The following is a 22,200-nucleotide window of genomic DNA, read 5'->3' as shown; positions in this document are numbered from 1 at the left end:
CGCACCTCTTATGAAAGCCCTCACCTGGCACGGCCAAGGCGACGTGCGCATCGACAACGTCCCCGACCCGAAGATCGAAGACCCCGGCGACGTCGTCATCAAAGTCACTTCCACCGCGATCTGCGGCTCCGACCTCCACCTCTTCGACGGGTTCGTCCCGATGATGAAAGAGGGCGACATCATCGGCCACGAGCCGATGGGCATCGTCGAGGAGGTCGGCAAGGGCGTGACGAAGCTGAAGAAAGGCGACCGCGTCGTCGTCCCGTTCACGATCTCGTGCGGGCACTGCTGGTTCTGCGACCAGACGATGTACTCGCTCTGCGACAACTCGAACCCGAAGCCCGAGAACGCGCGCAAGGCGATGGGCCACTCCCCCGCCGGCGTCTACGGCTACTCCCACCTCCTCGGCGGCATCCCCGGCGGGCAGGCCGAGTACCTCCGCGTGCCCTACGCCGACGTCGGCCCGATCAAGGTCCCCGAGGGGATGACCGACGAGCAGGTCCTCTTCCTCTCCGACATCTTCCCGACGGGCTACATGGCCGCCGAGAACGCGCAGATCGAGGACGGCGACACCGTCGCGATCTGGGGCTGCGGCCCCGTGGCGCAGTTCGCCATCCAGAGCGCGTGGATGTTCGGCGCCGGCCGCGTCATCGCGATCGACCGCGAGCCCGAGCGGCTCCGCATGGCGCGGGAGCACGGCAACGCCGAGACCGTCAATTTCGAGGAGGTCGACGACATCGTGCAGCACCTCATCGACATGACCGACGGGCGCGGCCCGGACCGCTGCATCGACGCCGTCGGCGCCGAGGCGCACGCGGCGAACGACGCCAAAGCGCTCGTGGACAACGTCAAGCAGGCGACGCACCTTCAGAGCGATCACCCCTACGTGCTCCAGCAGGCGATCATGGCCTGCCGCAAGGGCGGCACGCTCTCCGTCCCCGGCGTCTACGCGCAGACCGTCACGATCCCGTTCGGCGCGGCGATGAACAAGGGACTCACGTTCAAGATGGGGCAGACCCACGTCCAGCGCTACCTCGATCCACTCATGCAGAAGATCCAGAGCGGCGAGATCGACCCCTCGTTCGTCATCACCCACACGGCCCCGCTCGACGACGCGCCGAAGATGTACGAGACGTTCCGCGACAAAGAGGACAACTGCATCAAGGTCGTCCTCAAACCCTGACGGCTCCGGCCGTGTTGGTTCGGCGGGCGGTGGCGCGATGCGTCGCCGCCCGCTTTTCATTTGGCCGCGGCGGGGGCGTACACTCGGCATCGCTCCCGCCCTCCCGCTTCGCCGCCCGCCTCGCATGCCGCTCGTGCTCAGCCTCCTCGTGCTCGCCTCCACCGTGCTGCTGCTCCGCGCGGAGGCGCGCGGCCACCGCCAAAAGGTGTACGTCTTCAAGCCACTCGCCACGACGCTGATTCTGGTGCTGGCGCTCGCCACGCCGTCGCCCGTCTCCTCGGTCTATCAAACCTTCGTGGTGCTCGGGCTGCTCTTTTCGCTGGCGGGCGACGTTTTCCTCATGCTGCCGTCGGACCGGTTCATCGCCGGGCTCGCCAGCTTCCTCGTCGCCCACCTGTTGTACATCGCGGCTTTCCACCCCGCGGCGGGCTCCGCGATGTCGGCGTGGGCGCTCCTCCCTTTCCTCCTCTACGGCGCCGTGCTGCTCCGCGTGCTGTGGCCGCACCTCGGACGGCTCGGCGGGCCGGTCCTCCTCTACGCCGCCGCGCTCCTCGTCATGGGCTGGCAGGCCGCCGAGCAGCACCTCGCGCTGCACACGGCGGAGACGCTCGCCGCCCTCACCGGTGCTGCCCTCTTCGTCGTCTCCGACTCCCTCCTCGCGTTTAACCGGTTCGTCCGGCCGTTTCGCATGGCACAGCCCGCCGTGCTCAGCACGTACTTCGCCGCGCAGTGGCTCATCGCGCTTTCGGTAGGCTTCGCCAGCATCTGACGCCCCGCTAGCTGTCGAGCCCGAGCGCTTCGCGGCGCGGCACGTCGGCGCGGCTGTTGAGCGACCAGTACGCCAGCATCTCGCGCGCGCGTCGCGTCGCCGTCGTGGTGAGCGTCTGCGCGTTCGCACCGAAGCCGGAGCGATATGTCTCCGTCCACCCCTCGACCGTGTGCGGGAAGGCTGCGGAGAACGTAATCGCGAGCGTCCGGTCGAGGTCAGGGTAGGTAAGCGTGTACGTCCGCAGCCCCGCGCCCGCATCGGTGAGCGTCGCTGTCGCGGCGTGGGGCTCCAGGTCGAGGTGGCTCAGGCGCTGATAGATCGTGCCGGGGACGAGAGTCATGGCGCCGGTTGGGAGGGCGTCGGGGTTGAGGCGGAGGAGCGTCCAGAGGCCGTCTTCGAGGGGCGCGCCGAGCGTGCGGTCCTGATCGCCCTCGCCCTCGAAGTAGGAGAAGAGTTGGAGCCGGTAGCCCTCGGCGATGCGGTTGAGCTGGGTGAACGTGTGCCCGCACCACTCCTGCGAGCTCGTCGTCACCTTCATCGTCGGGCCGTGCTGGTTGCGCTGGACGGGCGTGAAGACCGACGTCATCATCGAATACGGGTAGACGCCGGTGAGGAAGGTCCGCGTCGCGTTCATCTTCAGCACCGTCACCGCGCCGTCGGCGTTCGGGTCGTCGGCCTTCACCTGCTCGGCTTCGAGGAACGGCTCGGTGACGAAGATCAGCACGGCCTCGCCGGGGTGGACCTCACCGTAGCGCGCCTGTTCCAGGTCGTAGCTCGTGATCTCGGCGAGGCCCTGGTACCAGTACGCGGCGAACGAGTCGGCGGGCACACCGAGGTCGTCGGCCGCGTCGTCGAAGGCGGCGGCGCGGACGGGCACGGCGGGCTCGGTTTGATCCGGCGAGTGGCAGGCGGCGAAGGAGAGGACGAGCGCGAGGGCAGACAGGCGGAGCGACATGGCAGCGGCGTTGGGTTCGCTTCAGCATACCCCGCAGGCCGGGGCCTGATCCTCACCGCCGGTCACGCGCGGCGGGTTCAGCCCGGCCCCGCCGCGGCCTCGTACAGCTCGATCCGATGCCCCTCAGGGTCGGTGACATACGCGAACCGGCCGTAGTCATAGTCTTCGGTCTTCGTGATTTCGACGCCCTGCGCGCGCAGCCGGTCGAGCAGGCCCGGTAGGTCGTTGACGTGGTAGTTCACGACCGTGCGCGGGACGGCGTTCGCCTGCTCGTCCGATGCCTGCAGGATCGCCCACGTCGTGTTGCGCCGGAAGTCGCGCGTGCCGCCCTCCGGCGTCTCGTCCCACGCGAACTCGTGGGCGTAGTTGGCGCCCTCGGCATACGTGACGATCTCGATGCCGAGGTGGCGCTGGTACCAGGCGGCGAGGGCCTGGGGATCGCGGGCGTAGAGGAAGATGCCGCCGATGCCGCGGATGGGAGTCATGGGTTCGACCGGTCGAGTGGAAGGGGAACGATGCCGCAGGTTCGGCGGCGCTGCTGACAGCTTGCCTGTCATGAGCCGTCGAGCGTCACCGTCCCGCGCCCGCCGAGCGCGTCGACGAACGCGGTCTGCAGCGCCTCGGCCTCGGAGCGGCGGACACGGACGACGAGTTCCGTGTCGTCGGTGTAATGCTGCTCGGCGATCTCGGCGTCGAACCGGCTGACGGTGTGCATCGCGGGCGAGGTGTCGTCGTAGGCGAAGCGAAGGCGGACGGCCACGCGGATCACGCGCTCGACGATGCGCGCCGCGTCGAGCACGGCGGAGGCCGCCTCGCCGTAGGCGCGGACGAGCCCGCCGACGCCGAGCTTCGTCCCGCCGTAGTACCGCGTCACCACGACGACCGTATTCGTCAGCTCGCGCGCGTCGATCTGCCGGAGGATCGGGGCGCCGGCGCTCCCGCTCGGCTCGCCGTCGTCACCCGAGCGGAAGGTGTCGCCCTCGCGCCCGAGCCGCCACGCCCAGCACCAGTGCGTCGCCGCGTGCTCGCGCTTGCGGACGGCGTCGAGGTGGGCTTCGGCCTCGGCTTCGGTCGCGGCCGGGAAGGCCTCGCCGATGAAGCGCGAGCCCTTCGTTTTTGGCGGCTCGGCGAGCGCGGGGCGGCCGATCGTGCGGAAGGTATCGGGATCGGGCGGGATCATTCTACGGCGATTTCACGACGCCGAAGGTACCGCCGCCCGGCCGTCGGGTGCCCCCGCCGGTATCTTTCGCGATGCCGTTTTCCCTGCTTCTCGCCGCCCTCGTCGCGGCCTCGCTGCCCACACCTGCTCCCTCCACCGATACGGAGCCGCGCACCCTCACCGCCGCGCCCACGACGGGCGCGCTCACCATCGACGGACGGCTCGACGAGCCGGCGTGGGACGGCGCGGACACGGCGACGGACTTCGTCCAGTTCGAGCCGAACGAGGGCGCGCCCGCCTCGTTCGGCACCACGGTCCGCGTGCTCTACGGCCCGAACGCGCTCTACGTCGGCGCGGTGATGGCGGACCCGGAGCCGGAGCGGATTCGCCGCCCGCTCAGCCGCCGCGACACCGACGGCGGCGCGGCCCTCTTCGTCGTCGGGATCGACGGCTACCTCGACCAGAAGTCGGCGTATCGCTTTGCCGTCACGGCGGCCGGCGTGCAGATCGACGCCGTCCAGACCGAGACGAGTTCGGACGACTCGTGGGACGCCGTGTGGGACTCGGCCGTCCGCGTCACGCCTGAGGGGTGGGTCGCCGAGCTCGCGATCCCGTACTCGATGCTCCGGTTCTCGCAGGCGTCGGAGCAAACGTGGGGCATCCAGTTCCAACGGACGATCCCGCGCCGGAGCGAAGAGGTGTTCTGGCAGCCCGTCACGCGCGGTGAGGAGGGCACGGGCTTTATCGCCGGCCGGCTCGAAGGGCTCCGCGGGATCGCCCCGCGCCGCACGCTCCAGCTCCGCCCCTACACCCTCTCGCGCGCCCGCACGTTCGAGCGCGCCGACCGGCCCGGCACCGGCGACGCCACGCTCGGCGCCGACCTCGGGGCTGACCTCAAAGTCGGCCTCGCCTCAAACCTCATCCTCGACGCCACCATCAACCCGGACTTCGGCCAGGTCGACGCCGACCCGGCCGAGCTCAACCTCTCGACGTTCGAGACGTTCTTCTCTGAGCGCCGCCCGTTCTTCCTCGAAGGCACCGCGATCTTCGATTACACGATCGACAGCGGGCGCGACGGACGCTTGCTCTACACCCGGCGGATCGGCGCGGCGGACCCGATCATCGGCGCGGCCAAGCTGACCGGCCGAACGTCGGGCGGCCTCTCCGGCGGCGGCCTCGCCGCGCTCACCGGCGACGCCTTCTCCCCCGCCCGGTTCTTCGGCGTCGCCCGCGCGAAGCAGGAATTCGGCGCGCGCTCCGCCGTCGGCCTCGGGCTGACGTACACGGACGAGCTCGGCTCCGACCAAGCCCTCCGTGGGGCGCGGGCGCTCCTCGGCGGGGGCGATTGGGACGTCCGCGTCGGCAACGGGACGTATCGGTGGGACGGCGCAGCCACCCTCAGCTACCGCGACGCGGCCACCTCGGCAAGCACGGTCCCGAGCGAGACCGGCTTCGCCGTCTACACCGGCCTCGACAAGATCCGCGGCAACACGACGTGGGGCTCCGGGCTCCGCGTCTACTCCGACGACTTCCGGGCGAACGACCTCGGCCGCCTCCGCGAGAACGACCTCGTCCGTCTCGGCGTCGGCGGCGGGACCTACCTCAACGGCGGCGAGCCGCTCGGGCCGTTCCGCCGCGTCCGGCTCAGCCTCTTCGGCGATCAGACGTGGCGCTACACCGACCTCACCAACCGCGGCTTCAATGCGTCCGGCTCCGCGAATGCCGAGCTAAAGTCGTTCAGCGAAGTCGAGGTGGGCGGGCAGATCGGCGGGCTCGGCGGGTTCGACGTGCGGGAGACGCGCGGGCTCGGGCTCCTCCGCAACCGGCGTTCGGGCGGCGTCTACGCGGGGTACGCGACCGACTCGCGCCGCCGCTTCCAGCTCGAGCAGGAGGCAGGCCTCTCGTGGCAGGAGCAGGGCGGGCTCGGGTGGCGGGCCGAGATTGAGGTGGACTGGAACGCGAGCGACCGGCTCGACCTCTCGCTCAACGCGGAGTACGCCTCGAACGACGGATTCGTCGCGTGGGCGGCGAACGAATCGTTCCTCCGCACCGAAAGCGGCCTCGGCGTCGGGGACGTCACCGGCCCGCCGGGCGAGGTCCGTGGCTTCCTTCCGTTCGGCGACGCGACGCTCAACCCGCTTTTCGACGGCATCCCGACGCACGGCGGGGTGCTCGGCCAATACTATCTGCCCGTCTTCGGCGCCCGCGACACGCGCACGCTCGACCTCGCCCTCCGCACGAGCGTCACGTTCCGGCCGAACCTCTCGCTCCAGCTCTACTCGCAGCTCTTCGCCGCGCGCGGCCGCTACCGCGACTTCCAGCTCCTCGCCGCCCCCGACGACCTCCGCCCGCTCGCCGCCTACCCCAAGCGCCGCGACTTCGCCGTCGAGTCGCTCCTCTCGAACGCCGTCCTCCGGTGGGAGTACCGGCCGGGATCGACCCTCTTCGTCGTGTGGAGCCACACCCGCCTTGGCGAGGACAACGCCGTCCGCTTCTTCGACGACGGCACTGCCTCTCCCTTCGCCACGCCAACATTCACGCAGCTCGGCGACGCGTTCCGGCTCTACCCGGAGAACGTGTTCCTCGTCAAGCTGAGCTACCTGCTGATGCGGTAGGGATTCGGGGTTGGGTTTCGTACCCTCTCGTGCCGGTGGTAGAAGGGCGTGGAGGGGCGGCGATGCCCTTCCTCAACTGATCAAACGGATTCGTTCTATCGGTGTCAGGATAGCCTCGGGCTCGACCGTCGTAGAGACGCAACATGTTGCGTCTCTACGACGATGAGGCACGCCTCGACGAAGGCGGACACCCTGACGTTGAGAGTCCAAATCCGTACGACCTCGAACCCACCGCCCCCAACCTCTACCCCTCGATCTCGGTGACGAGCTGGATCTCGCGGAGGATGCCCTGCACGCGGAAGCAGTCCTCGAACTCGCCCTCGTAGACGCGGTCCTTCCCCTTCGTGTGGACCGTCCACGCGTGCCCCTCCGCCTGTGCGACAGAGCAGCCTGTGGCCTTGATGAGTTGGAAGATGACCTCGTCGAACGAGTGGATCTCGTCGTTGTAGAGGATCACGCGCCACGGCGTCGTGATGCGCTCCTCCGTCTCTTCGAGTTCCTCCACCGCCACGTCCGGCGCCGCCGGGGTCGGCACGGAGCGAGGCGGCGCGGCGGGGCCGGCGATAGGCATAGGGGCTGCGGAACGCATCACGGGGGTTCGGGCGGGGGGCGGACTCACGCCACGGCCTTCGCGACGGGCTCGACCTCGACGACGAAGTCCTCCATCACCTCGTTCGCGAGCAGCTTCTGGCTCGCCTCGACCGCGATGCGCTCGGCCTCGGCCCGATCCTCCGTGTCGATTTGAAGCTCGATGAGCTTGCCCGCGCGGACGTCACCGACGGCGGCGTAGCCGAGGCTGTGGAGGGCGTGGTGAATGGCCTTCCCTTGCGGGTCGAGGATGGAAGGGCGGAGTGTGATGCGGACGGTGGCTTTAAACATGGTTTGCGTCAGGCTTCGATGGAGGCGGGGTGCGATGCGTCTTCGTCGTCGTCTTCCTCGTAAGCAGTTCGGAAGGCCCAGCGTAGCGCGCGGCCGATGCCGTAGGCGAGGTACGCCGCGAGGGTGATGAAGATGCCCACTTCCTGGAGCGCCACCACGAGCACGATCGCGATGAGGAGCGCGAGGGCCTTCTTCGGATGCGACCGGAGGTAGCGCGGCGTCGGCGTCGGGAGCGCGTCGAAGGGGACCGTCGAGACCATCAACACGGAGAGCACGACGACCATCGGGATGAGGATGGAGGCGCGGCCCCACTCGAAGCCCTCGAACCACCGGCCGTCGTTGAAAACGAGGATGAACGCGACGACGAACGTGGCCTGCACCGGGATCGGGAGGCCGGAGAAGTAATCCTTCTTCTCGCCCTCGAACTCGACGTTGAACCGGGCGAGCCGCACGGCCCCGCACAGCGCGGGGAGCGAGGCGATGACGACGCCGAAGAGGCCGAGCCGGTCGAGCCCGAACTCGTAGAGCAGGAACGCCGGCGCCACGCCGAACGAGACCACGTCGGCGAGCGAGTCGAGTTCGACGCCGAACATGCTGACGGCGTTCGCGATCCGCGCCATCATCCCGTCGAGCGCGTCGAAGAGCCCGGCAGCGACGATGAGCCACGCCGCCTTCTCGAACTCGCCTTCGGCCGTGCTGATGATGGCGAAGAACCCGCTGAGCAGGTTCATCAGCGTGAAGAACGACGGGACGGCCACGCGCGAGATGCGCGGGCGGCGCACGCGGTCGCGGCGGCGACGCAGTCGCTTACTCGAACCGGCAGGGGGCGGCGTAGCCATCAGCGTTGGGAGTCAGGGGTGGACGGCGATGCGGGTACGAGACGGTGCGCCGGGATCGTGCCGATCACGGTCTCGCCCCCCGCCACCCGGTCGCCGATCTGGGCAGAGAACGCGACGTCGAGCGGCGCGATCACGTCCATCCGCGAGCCGAACTTCACGATCCCGTAGCGGTCACCGGCCTCGTACTCCTCGCCGACTTTGGCGTAGCAGACGATCCGCCGCGCGACCGCGCCCGCGATCTGCTTGAAGAGAACGGGCACGCCGCTCGGGTGCCGCATGCCGACCTCGGAGCGCTCGTTGAGCGTGCTCGCCTTCGGGTGCCACGCCACGAGGTACTCGCCCGCATAGTAGTTCTCGTACTCGACGACGCCGTCGATCGGGACCCGGTTGACGTGGACGTTGAGGGGTGAGAGGAAGATGGAGAGCCGGCGCGCTTTCTCGCGGAGGTAGAGCGGCTCCTCTTCCTCGACGATCTCGATCACCTTCCCGTCGGCGGGCGAGAGGATCAGCGTGCTCGCCCCCTCAGGCGGAAACCGCTTCGGATCGCGGAAGAACCACAGCGTAAAGCCGAGCGAGACGCCTCCGATGGCGATGAGCACACCGCCGACGATGCCGCCGACCCACAGGCCCGCCGCCACGCAGAGCGCCGCGAGCGCCAGGACGGCGGCGATGATGAGGAAGCCTTCGCGAGCGAGCGCCATAGCGGGGCGAGAGAGGAGAGGTGAGCGGCATCGAAGATACGGGCGGTACCGCGTTCCGTTGACACCTGCGCGGGTGCGCCGACGTTCCTCCGCCGGTCCCATGCCACCCGCGCCCGTTCGATGGAGGTCGCACAAACAAGTAGCGGGCCGGCACCCGAGGTGCCGGCCCGCCAAAAGGGTTCCTGACGCGACAGCCCTTCCCCCATCGGCTCGAAAGCCTCAATGGCGGCCCGAAGGCCGCGACCGCATCGATCAGGGGGTATGGGCCGTCAGGCCGCACCCGATCGCTACGGGACAGAGTAGCAGGCTGGTTCTTGCACCGAACCGCACGGTCGGGAGGCATCGCTGCCTGCCCGGCGTGGTTCCGCGTGCTGCAGCACACGCACAGAACGACGGAGTCGAACTGTGGTGTCGTTAACCGTCCGCTGCGCTAGTGCACAACGATCGATCAACGGCTGCCCAGACACATTTTCTCCGACGTGGGTGTGAACGAATTCACCCCGGCGAGGCGTCTGCCACGCATCTCTTCCGCCCGGTAGGACCGGGCACCCGGTTGGGTGAGGTTGAGACGGCGGACTTACCTGGCAGCCCACTCCGTGCGTCCGAGCTGCCCCGTTTCTCGCGGGAGAAACGAAGAGTCGGGAATCGGAGCGGCGCCGTGTCCTCGCCAGACCGCGCCGGCGACCTCATGCAGCCTGGAGAACTTCAGTCGCGTCAAGGAACGTTTCGCGCCCGGAGGCGCTGTGCCCGAAAGCACTACGTCCAATTAAGCGCGCCCGGAGCGGGAAGTCAAGTCGTTGTGCTACCGAGTTATGCACAACATATCGAGAGCGTTATCCACAACCCCTTATCCGCAACGCCTTCCCCTGCCTCACAGCCCAGACCCGTGGGACCGAAAAGCCCGACCGGGAGGGCCAGGCTTTTCGTTGTCGCGACTGCGGAGGCTCGCTCGCGAACGCGGCTCCGTCTCCGGCGGCATGAGGTGATCCGAAGATAGGGCGTCGCTCGCCGCGGGTCAAGCCCGCCCGTGTCCCAATAACAGATTCGGGTGCAGGCCGGTGCGTACAGACTCACGCGAGGCCCTTCCTCCGCCACGCAATAACAGCAGCGGTCTCCTGCTCCCCGCCGCCCGCATCCCCGTCAGTTCGCGCGGAGCACGCCGGAGCGGATCACATCGATCGTGCGCTGCCGCTCCCGTACCTCGAACACGGCCGTCGACCGTCGTCCCGAAACCACGAGGACTTCCACCTCCTCCCGCTCTACATAATGCCGCTCGGGGAGTTGGGCGTGGACGACGCGGACGCGCCACGGGCCAGGCCGGAGATCCGTGAAGAGGAACCGTCCCTCGCGGTCCGTGATCGTCCGGTAGCGGCCGTTCCCGTCGGATGCTTCGAGCACCATGTTCGCGAGCTGCACCTCGGACACGCTGTCGGAGGCCGCGCGCTCCGGCGTCCGCGCCACGACCTGCCCCTCGATCGAGCCGCTCTCGACGACGGGGATCAGCAGCGGAATCCCGCCTCCCTCCTCCCCTACGTCGATCGCCATCGGCATCTCATGTACCGTCGTGCGGTCGAACCGGATGCTGGCAGGATCGACGCGGAGGTAGTGGGTGCCGGGCTCCGGCGCGGGGAGTTCGAAGGCGCCGCGCGCGTCGGTCACGGCCACGGCGTCGCCGAGGTAGAGGAGCGCCCCCTCCACCGGCGCTCTCGTCGCCGCATCAAACACTTCCCCGACGATGGGCGCCCGTCGAGAGGCCCGTCCTATGGGCAGGCCGAGAGGGACGGTGTAGCTGAACGCGTACTGCGGCACGATTCCGCTCCTCGACCCCGCTTCGCTAAACCGGCTGTAGATCGATAGCCTGTGCCCGATCTCGAACTCGTGATCGGCCCGGAACTGCGCCACGACGAACCGGGAGTCCCCCCGGCTCTGGTCGAGGTTGAAATACACCTCCGATCCGATGCGGGTCCGGCCGACGCGCGCGCCGATGTGGGTCGACAGCTGCCACCGCCGCTGCTCGCGCGCCGTGTAAATCTCCACCCCGCGCACGTGCTCCACGCCGAGGCTGGCGACGTATGCCTCGACGTTCACGCGCGTCTGTGCGCTGAGCCGGTAGTACGGCCTCGCCTCATGCTGCTCGCTGAGCCGGGTCTGCCCCGCTTCGAACCCGCCGCGCAGGGTGAGGAGGCGGTGCGGGTCGAAGCCCGCGCGGACCTGGAGGCCGCGCTCCATCTGCTCGGTGCGCTGGCTGGGCGAGCGGACATCGAGCTTCCGTCGGTGCGCCGAGACGAACAGGGACGTATGCCGGTCGAAGAGCCGACCGAGGAGCCGAGCGCCGAGTTGGCCGTAGGCCTCGCCGCGCTCAGACGACGCCGCGCCGTCGAACGCGCGATACTGCCGGCGCTGGTCGCGCCACGCCCCCTCGACCTGGAGCCAGCCGAGCGGCTGCCCCGACGCGGCGACGGAGTGCAGCGCCGTCCCGCGAAGCGTGCCGACGTATTCCGGCGTGGAGCGGACGAAGCGCGTCTCGTAGCGGAAGCGCGGATCGCCGCCGCCGAACCGAAGCGCGACGGCCCGCCCCCGACCCGTGCTCACGCCGACCTCCGCCTCCACCTCCGCATTGACGTACGGCACGTACCGGCCCTCCACTGAGGCCACGTCGCCACCGCGAAAGCCCCCAGCGCTCAGCAGGTTGAGCCCGACGTGGCTCCCCTCGGCCACGGCCTGCTCGACGTGCAGCCCCGCCTGTGCTTCGTCGACACCCGGTAACCGGCTCTGCTGGTAGTACGCGCCGACTGTTCGGCTCGGCGTCCGGTACTCAGCCCCGCCGCCGAAGCCGTAGCGCCCCGACTCCGTCAGTGCCGAGAGGGCGTAGACGTTGTCGCCGAAGCGGAGGCCGAGGCGTTCGCTCGCGTACCGAACCCGGTACTCGTCGCGCATGACGTAGGACGACGACGGCTGCGCGCTCGGCGTGCGGAGCAGGAAGTCGACGCGGGCCAGTTCTGGGTCCTTCGGCAGCCCCGACACGATCTGGAGCTGCGGGCCGATCCCGCCGCGCTCCCCCCCCAGCAGCAGGGTCGCTTCGACGGGATACCCGCCGCCGCTTTCCGGCCTCCGTCCCGACGGCATGACCTCGGTGCTCACCCCGACCTCGGCCACCTCTTCGTCCCCGACGAAGGCGACGAGGTGGACACGGTGCCGTCGGCTGCGTCCCTCGCTCGGGATCTCGGCGCGCACGGTCACGATCTGCGAGGCGCCTGCGTCGAGTACGATCGAGGGCTCGTCCATCTCGAGGGCGTCCCCCTGCGCCCGCGCTTCCAGCCGGAGGTGCACCCGCGTGTTGCCCCCGTTCGTCACGAAGAATCGCGTGTCGTAGGCTCCGCCGGCCGGCATGACCGATGGAGCGCCGAGCGCCGTGATCTCGACGGCGCGCGTCGCTCGCACGTGGACCGTCATCGCCCCCTCGCCCGGTTGAAAGGCCTCCTCATCCGACGTCACCCGCAGGCGGACCTCGTAGCGCCCCGGTGCCGTTTGGCTCGGCACGCGGAAGCTCAGCAACCGGGTCACCCGCTCGTTCGGCTTCAGCGCCGTCACCGGGGCCTGGAACAGCAGCGACCAGCCCGCCGGCAACTCCACGTTCATCCGCACCGCGCGTCGCTCGGGCGAGGGGTTCGTCAGCAGGAACGCCGCCGATATGATCTCCCCCGGCGACGCCTCGGCCGCGCCCGCGCCCACCGGCTCGATGCGGACCGGACGCTCGGTGTCGCCGTCCGCTCGGGCGGGCGGGCTGACTCCCACGAGCAGGGCGACGAGACCGATTCGGCAAGCTAGCGGGAGGAGCAGGGCGCTATGGCGGGGGACTCCCTGCATCGGCCGCTACAGCTCGAGGGTGTACTGAGCGCCGACGACGTTCTCCTCGCCCGAGTCCACGACGATGAGCGCTTCGTACTGCCCCGGCGTGAGGTCGGAGAGGTCGATCTGCTGGCGGACGGACGTGCCGGGGTAGATCCGCGTCGAGGTGCCGTCGCGGCGGCCCTGCGCCGTCCCGTCCTGCGCGTACAGCTCGACCCACAGCGTGGACCGGGTGAAGAGGTCGCCCTGGTTTTCGAGGTCGACCTCCAGCACGCGCCCGCCGCTCTCGCTCGTCTGGAGCCGGACCTGCTGGAACCCGATCGTGGGCCGCTCGCTCCCGAGGAGGTGCGTGGCGATCTGCACGCCGTAGCGCGTCACCTGCCGCACGCCGTACTGCGGTGTCGTGTCGTCGCCGAGCGTGGACTCGGCGGAGTTGCGCGGGATGCCCTCCACCATCAGCATGCTCCAGTACGTCCCGGCCGGGGCCTGACCGTCCGCCTCCGCCGGGACCGTCACGCGGTACTGGACCTGGATCGTCTCGCCGGGCGCGAGCGTCACGGCGCGCGGGCCGAACTCGATCCACCCTGCGTTCGAACGCGGGCTGGAGCCCGGCGCGTCGTAGCGGTTGCTCCCGTCGGCATGGAAGGAGTAGTCGGTCTGGTAGACCTTGGCCTGTTGGACCTCGTCCGTGGTATTCGCCACGACGATCGTCCCCTCGTAGACCTCGCCCGGCGGCACGGTCCGGTCGTCGGAGAGCGGGCTCCTCACCACCACTTGGGCAGCGGCGGGGAGGGCGGACCACGCGAGCGCGAGGGCGAAAGCGGTCAGCGCGATGGGGCGGAGCGTCGCGGTCATTGGTCGATCAGCGTGTAGATGACGGTGTGGACGTCTTCGCCGGCCCCCTGGCCTGGCGCGACCCGCGCCGTGTACCGGATGAGGCCGAACCCTTCCTTCTTATTCCTGATGTTGCGCACGTAGTCCTGGGGGAACATCCCGTCCACGAGGTCCACCGTGCCCTGCGGCACCCCCTCCCCGAGGACGAAGACGAGTTCCGTGGTCAGCCCGTACACCTGTCCCGGCGCACTCGTCTCGACCGTGATTTTTTTCGGCCGCTGGCGTCCTTCCCAGAAGATCAGCGTCGTCGCATCGGAGTCGACGGACTGGCCCGCCTCCATCGTCGACCCGTCGACGTAGAGCTCGATCGGCCCGCCGATCAGCAGCATAGACTGCGCGTGCGGAGCGGGAGCGAGGACGAGGAGGAGAAGGGCCGCGGCGGTGAAGAACGAAGGCCGCGGCGGGCCTTTAAGGTCAACCATGACTGCGTCGTTGGCGGCGACGACAAAAAGGGAGCGGCGCTCGCGGACCATCCCGCGAGCCCCGCCATCACACTCAGTTGGTGAGGGTATAGGTCACCGTCTGCGTCACCCCGGCGTTCGGGACGGCCCCGGCCGTAGCGCTGGCGGTGTAGCCGATCGTGACGTTCGAGCCATACGCCCGGCTGATGCCGGTGATGAGGTCCTGGGCGGACGTCGAGAGGGTCGTCTGCGTCGTCGTGCCTGCCGAGCCGCCGCTCGAAGCGGTCGGCGTCCCGAGGAGGACTTGGAGCGAGATCCCGGTGGGGTACAGGGCGTCGAGTTGCCCGGTGATCTTCATGCTCGAGTTGTTCGTCGTGAGGTTGTACCCCGTGCTGGCATTGCTGCCGGTCCCCGTCTGCTGACCGGCGGCGGGGGCTACCACCGTGATCGTCACGGCGTTGGTCGGGATTTCGAACGCGTTGACGGAGGGCACGACGATCGTGACGTCTTGGGCATCGGATTGGGCCTGCGCCGTCGTGGCGAGCCCGGTGCACAGAACGAGGAGGGCAAAGAAAGCGGTAACGCGCATGGTGAACCTCAGGTAGGGTAAGGAGAAGGACACGTCGATGGGTGGGGAAATCGGGATCGCGAGGCGACCCTCAGTAGCGATGGGGTCACATGTCCGAGCGCCCCTGCTGGCATCCTCCTGAGCAACGGGTAAGCCAAGCCTTGTTTTTCAATGGCCTGACCCGATTCCGTTCAGAAAAAACCGGATAGTTATCGTTGCTCCTTTGATCGTCCGAAGAGGCAGCGTCATTACAATTACCTTTTGTAACCGTTCACGAGAGATTTCCACCCAATCCGTCCCTATTCCGGACATGTGCCCCCGCATGCCGGCCGTCCCCGCTCTCCCTTCCTCGCCGCCGCTGCCCTACCTTCTCCTTTCCCACTGACCCGCCCCCACTCCCCGATCCGCATGGCGAAGAAGCAACAGCTCGGCGCGGCCGACGTAGCCTGGCTCCGCATGGAGACCCCCGTCAACCCGATGACGATCACGGGCCTACTCGGATTCAGCCAGCCGATGACGCTGGAGGAACTCAAGCTGCTCCTCGAAGAGCGCCTGCTGATCTTCGACCGGTTCCGGCAGCGCGTCGTGCACCGGGACGGGACGGCCACGTGGGAGGAGGACCCCCACTTCGACATCGACGCGCACGTCCACCGCGTCGGCCTCGCCGAGCCGCATAAGAAGACCTCTCTCGAAGAGCTCGTCAGCGACCTGATGGGGAGCCCGCTCGACTTCTCGAAGCCGCCGTGGCAGTTCCACCTCGTCGAGGACTACGATGGCGGCAGTGCCCTCGTGGGCCGCTTGCACCACTGCATCGGCGACGGCATCGCGCTGATCCACGTCCTCATCTCCCTCGCCGATGAGGTGTTCGACCCGACGCGCGCGACGCCGAGCTACGGCCGCGACCCCTCCAATCGCAGCCTTATGAGTCGCCTCGTCCGGCCCGTCGGGAAGGCCGTCAGCCAGGTGGGCCGGGCCGCGGGCTCCATCGTGACCGGGAGCCTCGACCTCGTGCAGCACCCCGGCAAAGCCCTCGAATGGGCGAAGCAGGGGATGAGCGCCGGGGCCGCCGCCAGCAAGATCGCGCTCATGTCGAGCGACTCCCCGACGCGCTTCAAGGCCCCCGCCGGGGTCGTGAAGCGCGCCGCGTGGTCCCAGCCGATCCCGCTCGACCACGTCAAAGCCATCGGCCACGGCAGTGGGGCGAAGGTGAACGACGTGCTCCTCGCCGCCGTCGCCGGCGGCCTCCGGCGCTACCTCGACGACCACAACGAGCCGACGGCGGGCGTGGAGGTACGTGCCGCCATCCCGGTAAACCTCCGCCCCTTCGAGCGGGCCTTCGACCTCGGGAACGTGTTCGGCCTCGCCTTCCTCTCCCTCCCCGTCGGCATCGTCGATGCCCGCGCGCGGCTGCTCGAAGTAAAGCGCCGAATGGACATGCTCAAGAGCTCGGCCGAGCCCGGCGTGGCGTTCGGCATCCTGCAGGCCATCGGTGCGGGACCGGAGTTCCTCCACGAGCAGGTCGTCGACATCCTCAGTTCGAAGGTGTCGGCGGTGATGACGAACGTGCCAGGTCCGCGCGAGCGGCTCCACTTCCTCGGCAACCCGATCAGCCGCCTCATGTTCTGGGTCCCGCGCGCCGGTGACATCGGCCTCGGCGTCAGCATCATCAGCTACGCCGACGAGGTGCTCCTCGGCATCGCGACGGACGCCCGCATGGCGCCCGACCCGAACGCGATCGTGGCGGGCGTCCACGCGGAGCTTGAAGCGCTCGGGGACGAGTTCGGCGGCTGAGGACAGAGGACAGAGAATGCAACGGCCTCAGTAGCTTTCCAAGCTTACGTCCACACGTCCACACGTCCACACGTCCACACGTCCACACGTCCACACGTCCACACGTCCACACGTCCACACGTCCACACGTCCACACGTCCACACGTCCACACGTCCCGCTACTCGCCGTAGCTGAACGAATCCTGGATCGTGCCGTCCTGACGGTGAATGATGAGGCGTCCCGATGCCCCGGCCTTCGCCCGCTCGCGGCCTGCCGTCACGGCTTCGGCTTTGACGCTGTGGACGCTCGTCGCACGGCTCGCGCCTTCCTTCTCCACCGCCCAGCCCTCGTCATGCGGGACGACGTGGAACGTCGTCGCACTCACGGAATCGGCGGGCTTCGTCGCAGCGGCAGGCTTCGCCGTCGCCCGGTCGGCTTTCTCGAGCTTGAGCCGGGCCGAGAGCGCGTCCACCTTTCCTGAGAGCGCACTCACGCGGCCGATCAGGTCCTGCACCTCGTCGTGCGTCGGCACGTTCATCCGGTGCAGCACGCCCTCGATCGACTCTTCGACGAGGCGTTCGACTTGGGCTTCGACGGCGCTGCTCCACGCGAGGGGCTTCTGGCTCAGATTCTCGGCCGTAGCGCGCGCGCCTTCGACGGCGGCCCCCGCCTGCTTCGTCGCCGACGTCAGCATTTTGCGGCTCTCCTGTTCCCAATTCTCCCCTTTCTTGACGAGTTGGTCGAACAGTTCAGCCCCCATCTCCTCGACGGTCGAGAGCGCGCCGATGCCCGCCATCCACACCTCGCGCGCGCTGTCGGCGAGGCCGGCGGGGAAGTCCAGCAGGTCGGGCAGGCTCGGCAGCCCGAGGAGGCCGGACTTCTTCGAGGCCTTCTTCTTCGTGCCGGGCGCGGCCTTCGCCCCCGGCTTTGGGCTCGACGCATCGGCGGCGCCGCTGCTCTTCTTCTTTTTCGTGACAATCGTGACTTTCTTCTTCTCGGCCATGACGGGAGGGGGCTGGATAGGAGGCTGCTGAGAGAATGTGCGGCGGCTAATACGTCTTCTCGACGTGGGAGGCGACGTCGCCCATGCCGTTGAGCACGCCCATGTTCGACATGATTTTGAGCTTCGGGCCTTCGATCACGTAGTCAGGCGAGGTCAGCGCACCGAGCGGCGTCATCTCCCCTTTGTCGAGCTTGACCCAGATACGGTACGGCGCCGTCGCGCGGGCGAGGGCTGCGGATTTGTCGAACGGGTCGTCGCGAAAATCGTCCGAGCCGGCGTCTTCCATCCAGAGTTGGACATCCGTCACCTCACCGTCCTCGAAGGTGTAGGCGGCTTCGATGTCCTGCCCGGTCGGGTGATCGAGGCAGCGGAAGATGATCGTGTTCGAGAACGAGCCCGCCGTCTTTTGGAAGTCGGCATCGTCGTTCATCGCTTCGACGAACGCCTCGACGAACTCGGGGGTCCAATATTGAGGGGCAGCCATAGGGGACGAGGAGCAAGGGTGAGAGGGAGTCCAAGAATACCGGTCCGCGAGTCCAGTGCGCAACGGTGGACCGGAGGGAAAACAGCACACATACTTAACATGGCGCGCAGAACCAATGCCGCATTGCGGAATATATGCCGCATCGTGTCAATCATCCTGACTATGACCATGCCTATCCCCTCGATCTACCAGCGTGCTTTCTGGGTGGCGCTCGTCGCCGCCGCCACGCCGTACACCTTCTACCGCCTCGTGCGGAATCCCATCCTCTCCTTCGACGGCGCCCTCACCTTCACTGAGGACGACGTCTACGACCACCTCTTCGACGGCGAACTCGCCGCAGCGGGCTAAGCCCCGCTCCTCCCCCACATTTCGAAGGCGTGGAGCGGACACATCGTCTCGCTCCACGCCTTTTTTCTTTTCGGCTGAGGGAGTTGCGGATCACGTAGGGTAAGACTAGGTGGGTGCGCCCTAGCGGAGGCGGAACTTCACCGGGAGGGAAAACCGCACCTTCACCGGTTCCCCCCGCTGCGTACCAGGCCGGAACTCCAAGTCCTGCACGGCCGCAAGTACCTCTTCGTTGATCCCGTAAGGCAAGCCGTTCACGATGTCGATGCAGGGCACATTCCCCTGCTCGTCGACGACGAATGTGGTCATCACGATCCCTTCGATGCCTTTCCGCCGCGCAAGCTCGGGATAACGAATACGTTTCTGCAGTGCGCGTAGGCCGCCCACAAGCGCCGGGGGCTGCTCCACGACGATGAACGTCTCCTCCTCGTCTTCGAGCTCTGGAGGATCGGGTGGTGGAGCGAGGCCGGTCGCCGTCGTATCAGTGATGCACGTCGGCGCGCTCGCCTGTGGGATGTAGCGTGCCCGGTGGGGCTCGGGGAAGCGGTCGTCCCCCTCCCACGCGCGAACAGCTTTGAGGTAGAGTTCCGAGAGCTGGGTCCCGTCGTAAAACCCCGGCTCATTCAACCGCCGCTCGATGCGGAGGTGCGTCCCCGCCGGATGCGAGCGGAGTCGGGCGATGTACTGCGCCCCCGGCGGTGCGGGTGCATCGCCTACGATGACGGTGCCTGCCATTGCCTCACGGACGAACGGGGCGAACGCTTCTGGTTGTTCGGCCACGAGGGCCTCGACGTAGACCGAGTAAGGCGCAAAGTCCGGCGGGCGGCCAGTGAGAGAAACGCACCCCGCCAGCGGTAGTACGACGAACAAGAGGAGGAGATAGCGCGCCATGAGGTAGAGCATCAGCGCGAGAGGTAGAGGTTGCGCATCTCGTACGGCTTCGAAAAGTGCTCGTCGTCGAGGTCGTCCACGAACACAATCGACTCGCCGGTGGACTTCATCTCGGGGCCGAGCTCCTTTCGCACCTCGGGGAATTTCTCCCACGAGAAGACGGGCTCTTTCACAGCGTAGCCCGTCAGCGTGCTCTCCATCTGACCGGCCGCGCGGAACGTCGCGAGCTTTTCGCCGAGCATGACCTTCGTGGCGATATTGGCGTAGGCGATGCCGGTGGCTTTGGCGATGAACGGGACGGTCCGGCTCGCGCGCGGGTTCGCCTCGATCACGTACACCGTCTCGTCTTTGATGGCGTACTGCACGTTGATGAGCCCGCGCACTTCGAGCCGACGCGCAATGTCCTCGGTGTAGCGGCGGATCGTTGCCTGCACCGTGTCAGAAAGCGAGTACGGCGGGAGCACGGCCGTCGAGTCGCCCGAGTGGACGCCGGCGGGCTCGATGTGCTGGAGGATGCCGCAGACTTCGAGCTCGTCGCCGTCGTAGATGCAGTCGCAGTCCACCTCGACCGCGTTCTCGAGGTAGAGGTCGAGCAGGATCTCGTTGCCCGGCATCGTCCGCAGGATGTCGGCGACGTACTCCGCCACCTCCTCTTTGTTGATGGCGATGCGCATCCCCTGCCCGCCGAGGACGTAGCTCGGCCGGATCAGGATCGGGTAGCCGATATGCTCGGCCACGGCGACGGCCTCGTCCACGTCGTGCGCCATGCCGTAGGGCGGCGACGGGATCTCCAGCTCCTTCAGGATCTCGGAGAACTTGCCCCGGTCTTCGGCGAGGTCCATCTTCGAATACTGCGTCCCGAAGATGCGAATACCACGCTTCTCGATGTCGTCGGCGAGCTTGATGGCGGTCTGCCCGCCGAGCTGGACGATGCACCCGGTCGGCTGCTCGTGCTCGATCACGTCGAAGACGCGCTCCCAGAAGACCGGCTCGAAGTAGAGCTTGTCGGCCACGTCGAAGTCGGTCGAGACGGTCTCGGGGTTGCAGTTGATCATGATCGCCTCGTAGCCCATCTCCTTCGTCGCGAGGACGCCGTGGACGCACGAGTAGTCGAACTCGATGCCCTGCCCGATCCGGTTCGGGCCGGAGCCGAGGATGAGGATCTTCTCCCGGTCCGACACCGGGCTCTCGTTCTCGCCGAGGTCGTAGGTCGAGTAGAAATAAGGCGTCTTCGCCTCGAACTCGCCCGCGCACGTGTCGACGAGCCGGAACGTCGGCTTCAGCCCGAGCGACTTCCGGTGGTCGCGCACGTCGGGCTCGGTGACGTCGTCCTGCACGAGAAAGGCGATCTGCCGGTCGGAGAAGCCGTGCTGCTTCGCCCGCAGCATCAGGTCCCGGTCGAGGTCGTGCAGCGGATGCTCGGCGAGGGCGCGTTCGACTTCGACGAGGGCGCGGATCTGGTAGAGGAACCACGGATCGACTTTCGTGATGTCGGCGATCTCTTCGACGCTCGCGCCGTGCGTAAACGCGCTGCGGATCTGGAGCGTGCGGTCCCAATACGACTTGCTGAGCCGCTCGCGGACCGCTGCCCGGCTGTCCGGCTCGCGGTCGGCGCCGAGCCCGGCATAGCCCAGCTCCATGCTCTGCCACGCTTTCTGGAGCGACTCGGTGAACGTCCGCCCGATCGCCATCACCTCGCCGACGGCCTTCATCTGCGTCGTCAGTTCCTCGTCCACGCCCTCGAACTTCTCGAAGTTGAAGCGCGGCACCTTCGTCACGACGTAGTCGATGGCCGGCTCGAAGCAGGCCGACGTGCCCGTCACCTCATTCGGCAGCTCGTCGAGCGTGTACCCGACGGCGAGGCGGGCGGCGACTTTGGCGATCGGATAGCCCGTCGCCTTCGACGCGAGGGCCGAGGAGCGCGAGACGCGCGGGTTGATCTCGATGACGACCATCCGCCCCGTCTGCGGGTGGAACGCGAACTGGATGTTGCAGCCGCCCGCGAAGGTCCCGATCGAGCGCATCGCCTTGATGGCGGCGTCGCGCATCTGCTGGAACTGCTTGTCGGTGAGCGTCTGCTGCGGGGCGACGGTCACGCTATCGCCCGTGTGCACGCCCATCGGGTCGAGGTTCTCGATCGAGCAGACGATGATGACGTTCTCGGCGCTGTCGCGGAGCAGTTCGAGCTCGTACTCCTTCCACCCGTACAGGCACTCTTCGATGAGGACTTCGTGGACGGGCGAGAGCTCCAGACCGCGCGTCACCTTGCGGTCGAACTCGTCGTGGCGCCAGACGATGCCGCCGCCGGCACCGCCCATTGTGAAGCTCGGCCGGATCACAATCGGCTCGCCCCCGAGATCCTGGGCGATCTCTTTGGCTTCGAGCAGGCTCTTCGCCACCTTGCTCCGCGCCTGGTCGATGCCGATCCGCTCCATCAGGTCGCGGAACTGCTGCCGGTCTTCGGTGATGCGGATCGCGTCGATGTCCACGCCGATCACGTCGACGCCCATCTTCTTCCAGTACCCCTCTTCGTGGAGGACTTCGGCGAGGTTCAGCGCCGTCTGCCCGCCCATCGTCGGGAGGACCGCGTCGGGCTTCTCGATCTCGACGATGCGCTTGATGGACTTCGGCGTTAGCTCTTGGAGGTAGACCTTGTCCGCCATGACCGGGTCGGTCATGATCGTGGCCGGGTTCGAGTTGACGAGGACGACCTCGTACCCCTCCTCGCGGAGCGCTTTCGAGGCCTGGCTGCCGGAGTAGTCGAATTCGCAGGCCTGCCCGATGACGATGGGGCCGCTGCCGATGAGGAGGATCTTGTGGATGTCGGTACGTTTGGGCACAGTCGGGGGTGGGTTCATGGGTAGGGGCACGATGCATCGTGCCCCTACAGATAC

20 protein-coding genes are annotated in these 22,200 nt (G+C 67.9%); 5 read left to right on the top strand and 15 right to left on the bottom strand.

The window, feature by feature from the left end; translation table 11 throughout:
* Positions 1 to 10: 10 nt before the first annotated feature.
* Positions 11 to 1,183 carry a zinc-dependent alcohol dehydrogenase gene (locus ABJF88_07735; GenBank protein ID MEP0546806.1) on the top strand — a complete coding sequence of 391 codons (1,173 nt, stop codon included), beginning with the start codon at positions 11 to 13 and terminating at the stop codon, positions 1,181 to 1,183.
* Positions 1,184 to 1,307: 124 nt separating this feature from the next.
* Positions 1,308 to 1,952: a lysoplasmalogenase gene (locus ABJF88_07730; GenBank protein MEP0546805.1), complete on the top strand. Its 645-nt coding sequence runs from the start codon at positions 1,308 to 1,310 to the stop codon at positions 1,950 to 1,952.
* A gap of 7 nt (positions 1,953 to 1,959) precedes the next feature.
* Here the strand turns inward: ABJF88_07730 and ABJF88_07725 are convergent, their stop codons facing one another.
* The 3 genes from ABJF88_07725 to ABJF88_07715 form a co-directional block, all read right to left on the bottom strand.
* Complete coding sequence (locus tag ABJF88_07725) at positions 1,960 to 2,907, bottom strand: hypothetical protein (protein MEP0546804.1); 948 nt, start codon at positions 2,905 to 2,907, stop codon at positions 1,960 to 1,962.
* 77 nt (positions 2,908 to 2,984) lie between these two features.
* A complete protein-coding gene (locus ABJF88_07720; protein ID MEP0546803.1) occupies positions 2,985 to 3,392 on the bottom strand; it encodes a VOC family protein in 408 nt (135 codons plus the stop codon).
* A 68-nt stretch (positions 3,393 to 3,460) separates the two neighbouring features.
* On the bottom strand, positions 3,461 to 4,087 hold the full coding sequence (locus ABJF88_07715) for a YigZ family protein (GenBank protein MEP0546802.1): 627 nt from the start codon (positions 4,085 to 4,087) through the stop codon (positions 3,461 to 3,463).
* Between the two features lie 71 nt (positions 4,088 to 4,158).
* Between ABJF88_07715 and ABJF88_07710 the strand changes: the two genes are divergently transcribed.
* Positions 4,159 to 6,681: a DUF5916 domain-containing protein gene (locus ABJF88_07710; protein MEP0546801.1), complete on the top strand. Its 2,523-nt coding sequence runs from the start codon at positions 4,159 to 4,161 to the stop codon at positions 6,679 to 6,681.
* A gap of 244 nt (positions 6,682 to 6,925) precedes the next feature.
* Here the strand turns inward: ABJF88_07710 and ABJF88_07705 are convergent, their stop codons facing one another.
* The 8 genes from ABJF88_07705 to ABJF88_07670 all read right to left on the bottom strand — a co-directional run bounded on the left by ABJF88_07705 (position 6,926) and on the right by ABJF88_07670 (position 14,833).
* Positions 6,926 to 7,252, bottom strand: a complete 327-nt coding sequence (locus tag ABJF88_07705; GenBank protein ID MEP0546800.1) for an ATP-dependent Clp protease adaptor ClpS — start codon at positions 7,250 to 7,252, stop codon at positions 6,926 to 6,928.
* A gap of 44 nt (positions 7,253 to 7,296) precedes the next feature.
* Positions 7,297 to 7,560 (bottom strand): phosphoribosylformylglycinamidine synthase subunit PurS, encoded by a 264-nt coding sequence (gene purS / locus ABJF88_07700; protein ID MEP0546799.1) that lies wholly within the window; start codon positions 7,558 to 7,560, stop codon positions 7,297 to 7,299.
* 8 nt (positions 7,561 to 7,568) lie between these two features.
* On the bottom strand, positions 7,569 to 8,399 hold the full coding sequence (gene pssA / locus ABJF88_07695) for a CDP-diacylglycerol--serine O-phosphatidyltransferase (protein MEP0546798.1): 831 nt from the start codon (positions 8,397 to 8,399) through the stop codon (positions 7,569 to 7,571).
* The gene (locus ABJF88_07690) at positions 8,399 to 9,100 is read right to left on the bottom strand and encodes a phosphatidylserine decarboxylase family protein (protein MEP0546797.1); all 702 of its coding nucleotides are present in this window, start codon (positions 9,098 to 9,100) and stop codon (positions 8,399 to 8,401) included. Before ABJF88_07690 ends, pssA begins: the two co-directional genes overlap by 1 nt.
* A gap of 1,140 nt (positions 9,101 to 10,240) precedes the next feature.
* Positions 10,241 to 12,967, bottom strand: a complete 2,727-nt coding sequence (locus ABJF88_07685; protein ID MEP0546796.1) for an NEW3 domain-containing protein — start codon at positions 12,965 to 12,967, stop codon at positions 10,241 to 10,243.
* A gap of 6 nt (positions 12,968 to 12,973) precedes the next feature.
* Positions 12,974 to 13,804: a hypothetical protein gene (locus ABJF88_07680; GenBank protein ID MEP0546795.1), complete on the bottom strand. Its 831-nt coding sequence runs from the start codon at positions 13,802 to 13,804 to the stop codon at positions 12,974 to 12,976.
* Positions 13,801 to 14,265 (bottom strand): hypothetical protein, encoded by a 465-nt coding sequence (locus ABJF88_07675; GenBank protein ID MEP0546794.1) that lies wholly within the window; start codon positions 14,263 to 14,265, stop codon positions 13,801 to 13,803. Before ABJF88_07675 ends, ABJF88_07680 begins: the two co-directional genes overlap by 4 nt.
* A gap of 73 nt (positions 14,266 to 14,338) precedes the next feature.
* Entirely contained in the window at positions 14,339 to 14,833 is a 495-nt protein-coding gene (locus ABJF88_07670) for a hypothetical protein (protein MEP0546793.1), read from the bottom strand.
* Positions 14,834 to 15,220: 387 nt separating this feature from the next.
* On the opposite strand from ABJF88_07670, the gene ABJF88_07665 reads away from it, so the two are divergent.
* A complete protein-coding gene (locus ABJF88_07665) occupies positions 15,221 to 16,603 on the top strand; it encodes a wax ester/triacylglycerol synthase family O-acyltransferase (GenBank protein MEP0546792.1) in 1,383 nt (460 codons plus the stop codon).
* A gap of 158 nt (positions 16,604 to 16,761) precedes the next feature.
* Here ABJF88_07665 and ABJF88_07660 read toward each other — a convergent pair whose 3' ends face one another.
* Positions 16,762 to 17,586, bottom strand: coding sequence for a phasin family protein (locus ABJF88_07660; GenBank protein ID MEP0546791.1), 825 nt, complete (start codon positions 17,584 to 17,586; stop codon positions 16,762 to 16,764).
* A gap of 46 nt (positions 17,587 to 17,632) precedes the next feature.
* A complete protein-coding gene (locus ABJF88_07655) occupies positions 17,633 to 18,070 on the bottom strand; it encodes a hypothetical protein (GenBank protein MEP0546790.1) in 438 nt (145 codons plus the stop codon).
* A 168-nt stretch (positions 18,071 to 18,238) separates the two neighbouring features.
* Between ABJF88_07655 and ABJF88_07650 the strand changes: the two genes are divergently transcribed.
* On the top strand, positions 18,239 to 18,418 hold the full coding sequence (locus ABJF88_07650; protein ID MEP0546789.1) for a hypothetical protein: 180 nt from the start codon (positions 18,239 to 18,241) through the stop codon (positions 18,416 to 18,418).
* Between the two features lie 120 nt (positions 18,419 to 18,538).
* On the opposite strand, the gene ABJF88_07645 is transcribed toward ABJF88_07650, so the two are convergent.
* A complete protein-coding gene (locus ABJF88_07645; GenBank protein ID MEP0546788.1) occupies positions 18,539 to 19,318 on the bottom strand; it encodes an energy transducer TonB in 780 nt (259 codons plus the stop codon).
* A complete protein-coding gene (gene carB / locus ABJF88_07640; protein ID MEP0546787.1) occupies positions 19,318 to 22,146 on the bottom strand; it encodes a carbamoyl-phosphate synthase large subunit in 2,829 nt (942 codons plus the stop codon). Before carB ends, ABJF88_07645 begins: the two co-directional genes overlap by 1 nt.
* Positions 22,147 to 22,200 lie beyond the last annotated feature (54 nt).

Source organism: Rhodothermales bacterium (genome assembly GCA_039944855.1).
Taxonomy (GTDB): Bacteria; Bacteroidota; Rhodothermia; order Rhodothermales; family JANQRZ01; genus JBBSMX01.
The sequence above is the reverse complement of the archived record's forward strand: the minus strand, read 5'-3'. Positions and strand labels throughout refer to the sequence as shown.

What these genes read in the sequence shown, in the direction of transcription:
- ABJF88_07735 (MEP0546806.1), top strand. Translation starts at nt 11, where the DNA reads ATGAAAGCCCTCACCTGGCACGGCCAAGGCGACGTGCGCATCGACAAC.
- ABJF88_07730 (MEP0546805.1), top strand. Translation starts at nt 1,308, where the DNA reads ATGCCGCTCGTGCTCAGCCTCCTCGTGCTCGCCTCCACCGTGCTGCTG.
- ABJF88_07725 (MEP0546804.1), bottom strand. Translation starts at nt 2,907, where the DNA reads ATGTCGCTCCGCCTGTCTGCCCTCGCGCTCGTCCTCTCCTTCGCCGCC.
- ABJF88_07720 (MEP0546803.1), bottom strand. Translation starts at nt 3,392, where the DNA reads ATGACTCCCATCCGCGGCATCGGCGGCATCTTCCTCTACGCCCGCGAT.
- ABJF88_07715 (MEP0546802.1), bottom strand. Translation starts at nt 4,087, where the DNA reads ATGATCCCGCCCGATCCCGATACCTTCCGCACGATCGGCCGCCCCGCG.
- ABJF88_07710 (MEP0546801.1), top strand. Translation starts at nt 4,159, where the DNA reads ATGCCGTTTTCCCTGCTTCTCGCCGCCCTCGTCGCGGCCTCGCTGCCC.
- ABJF88_07705 (MEP0546800.1), bottom strand. Translation starts at nt 7,252, where the DNA reads ATGCCTATCGCCGGCCCCGCCGCGCCGCCTCGCTCCGTGCCGACCCCG.
- purS (MEP0546799.1), bottom strand. Translation starts at nt 7,560, where the DNA reads ATGTTTAAAGCCACCGTCCGCATCACACTCCGCCCTTCCATCCTCGAC.
- pssA (MEP0546798.1), bottom strand. Translation starts at nt 8,399, where the DNA reads ATGGCTACGCCGCCCCCTGCCGGTTCGAGTAAGCGACTGCGTCGCCGC.
- ABJF88_07690 (MEP0546797.1), bottom strand. Translation starts at nt 9,100, where the DNA reads ATGGCGCTCGCTCGCGAAGGCTTCCTCATCATCGCCGCCGTCCTGGCG.
- ABJF88_07685 (MEP0546796.1), bottom strand. Translation starts at nt 12,967, where the DNA reads ATGCAGGGAGTCCCCCGCCATAGCGCCCTGCTCCTCCCGCTAGCTTGC.
- ABJF88_07680 (MEP0546795.1), bottom strand. Translation starts at nt 13,804, where the DNA reads ATGACCGCGACGCTCCGCCCCATCGCGCTGACCGCTTTCGCCCTCGCG.
- ABJF88_07675 (MEP0546794.1), bottom strand. Translation starts at nt 14,265, where the DNA reads ATGGTTGACCTTAAAGGCCCGCCGCGGCCTTCGTTCTTCACCGCCGCG.
- ABJF88_07670 (MEP0546793.1), bottom strand. Translation starts at nt 14,833, where the DNA reads ATGCGCGTTACCGCTTTCTTTGCCCTCCTCGTTCTGTGCACCGGGCTC.
- ABJF88_07665 (MEP0546792.1), top strand. Translation starts at nt 15,221, where the DNA reads ATGGCGAAGAAGCAACAGCTCGGCGCGGCCGACGTAGCCTGGCTCCGC.
- ABJF88_07660 (MEP0546791.1), bottom strand. Translation starts at nt 17,586, where the DNA reads ATGGCCGAGAAGAAGAAAGTCACGATTGTCACGAAAAAGAAGAAGAGC.
- ABJF88_07655 (MEP0546790.1), bottom strand. Translation starts at nt 18,070, where the DNA reads ATGGCTGCCCCTCAATATTGGACCCCCGAGTTCGTCGAGGCGTTCGTC.
- ABJF88_07650 (MEP0546789.1), top strand. Translation starts at nt 18,239, where the DNA reads ATGCCTATCCCCTCGATCTACCAGCGTGCTTTCTGGGTGGCGCTCGTC.
- ABJF88_07645 (MEP0546788.1), bottom strand. Translation starts at nt 19,318, where the DNA reads ATGCTCTACCTCATGGCGCGCTATCTCCTCCTCTTGTTCGTCGTACTA.